This window comes from Bradyrhizobium sp. BR13661, from assembly GCF_029892425.1.
In the GTDB taxonomy this organism is placed as follows: Bacteria; Pseudomonadota; Alphaproteobacteria; order Rhizobiales; family Xanthobacteraceae; genus Bradyrhizobium.
On sequence record NZ_JARXWB010000081.1, the window covers coordinates 1 to 1,949 of the forward strand.

The following is a 1,949-nucleotide window of genomic DNA, read 5'->3' on the forward strand; positions in this document are numbered from 1 at the left end:
TCCGACACCGGTAAGCCGGGCAAGTAAGAGCCATAACCAGCAGGCTCCATTCTTTCGAACACTCCCTTCTTCTCCACGCCTCAACGGCGCACGCCTTGCGGCTTCGATCCCTCGCGCCAGAGCTTTGGTGCTCCTCGCCGGGGGCACTCGGGAAAGGGGCTCGCCTGCGGCGATCGCTATCACTGCCCCGTTCCCGGGTGCCGCTATTGAACCGGTCTCGTCGCTGCACTCGGACCCGCGTGCCCCTTCGGGTCGCTATGCTCACGCTCTCCGGGTGCCATTTCTCGAAGGCGATGCGCCCTGGCGCACGCCTGATCAGGCCTGTGGCCTGGCAGATTGCGAAGAGGTTGAGAGTAAGAGTGCAGGCTGGGTTTTTCCGTGACGGGTTACAAGCTGCGAGAGAGGCTCGCGGTGCCCGTCGCGGAGACCCGCGATGTCAAACCCTAATGCTTGCGCGCGCGCCGGCCAGGACCGGGCGAATCTCTATAACGAAATCACCGACAGAATCATTGCCGAGCTTGAGGCCGGACGCGTCCCCTGGGTTCAGCCCTGGGGTACTGCCGCGGCGAAAGCGCCGCTGGCCATGCCGAAGAATGCGTCAACCAGCCGGCAATACAGTGGCGTGAACATCCTCATCCTCTGGGGAGCCGTGATCGAACGCGGATTTTCCGGTCAAAGTTGGCTCACCTTTCGTCAGGCCCTCTCGCTCGGCGGCCACGTTCGCAAGGGAGAGCGCGGCACCACAGTCGTCTACGCGGATCGTTTCGTGCCGAATGACGAAAAGCGACGCGCCGCCGAGACCGGTGAAGATGCGCAGGCAATTCCATTCCTCAAACGATTCACCGTTTTCAACACCGATCAGTGCGAAGATCTGAGCGATGGTATTGCCACCTCTGCGCCGCCACCGTCGGCTGGCCTCATCGAACCCACGGTCGACGCCCTGATCAAGGCCAGCGGAATTGCATTTCGGATTGGTGGAGATCGCGCATTCTATGCAGCAGCCGAAGACTTCGTTCAGGTCCCGCCGCCGCAGGCTTATTTCGAACCCATCAACTGGCACCGCACGGCGTTGCATGAACTCGGTCATGCGACTGGGCATCCCTCACGCCTCAATCGCGACCAGAGCGGATCCTACGGTACGAAGAAATATGCCTTCGAAGAATTGGTCGCCGAGTTGAGTTCCGCATTCAGTTGCGCGTCTCTCGGGATCGTCCCGACCGTGCGTCACGCCGACTATATCGGCTGCTGGCTTGAAGTCCTGCGCCAAGACAATCGGGCCATCGTGCGTGCCGCCTCGCAGGCGAGCAAGGCCGCGGATTATTTGCTCGGCTTCATTCCCGGGTCCATTGAGCACGCGTCGCTGCATTCGGTTGTCGCCGATCACGAGGCGGCGTGATGCGTGGCCTCGTGGCCGCGCGAGAGTGAGAGGAGGGGGAGGCTGTTTGCGACGGGTTGGAAGCCGAGAGAGAGTCTCACGGCCGCCCGTCGTGGAGAGCCAAAATGACGAAAGCCGTACAAAAGATCACGTTGTCGCCTTCCCGGGACATTCCCTTTAACAAGCTCGTGCTCAGCCAGTCGAACGTTCGCCGCGTCAAGGCCGGTGTCTCGATCGAGCAGCTAGCCGAGAGCATCGCGCACCGTACGCTTCTGCAAAGTCTGAGTGTCCGGGCCGTCGTTGATACAGATGGCAACGAGACCGGCATGTTCGAGGTGCCGGCGGGCGGCAGGCGCTATCGCGCCCTCGAACTCCTGGTGAAACAGAAGCGCATGTCAAAGACGCAAGCGGTGCCGTGCGTTGTGCGTGAAGGGGGCATTGCCGCGGACGATTCGGTGGCGGAGAACGATGAGCGGGTCGGTCTGTTAGGTTCTGTATCGCAACTGTCCTCTTAGAGTCGTAGGTCCGTCATGGGAATCGACGACATTAACGGGGCATTTCGAGGAAGGCACAC

Annotated in this window: 1 protein-coding gene and 1 pseudogene; both read left to right on the forward strand. The window is 61.4% G+C overall.

Annotated features, from left to right (window positions below):
* Nucleotides 1-433: 433 nt before the first annotated feature.
* Nucleotides 434-1,396, forward strand: coding sequence for a zincin-like metallopeptidase domain-containing protein (locus M2427_RS42005; RefSeq protein WP_280712561.1), 963 nt, complete (start codon nt 434-436; stop codon nt 1,394-1,396).
* Between the two features lie 104 nt (nt 1,397-1,500).
* Nucleotides 1,501-1,857 (forward strand): annotated as a pseudogene (locus M2427_RS42010) (ParB/Srx family N-terminal domain-containing protein); the annotation flags it as partial.
* Nucleotides 1,858-1,949 lie beyond the last annotated feature (92 nt).

Excerpts from the sequence above, each read along its gene's own strand:
- M2427_RS42005 (WP_280712561.1), top strand. The coding sequence starts at position 434 with ATGTCAAACCCTAATGCTTGCGCGCGCGCCGGCCAGGACCGGGCGAAT.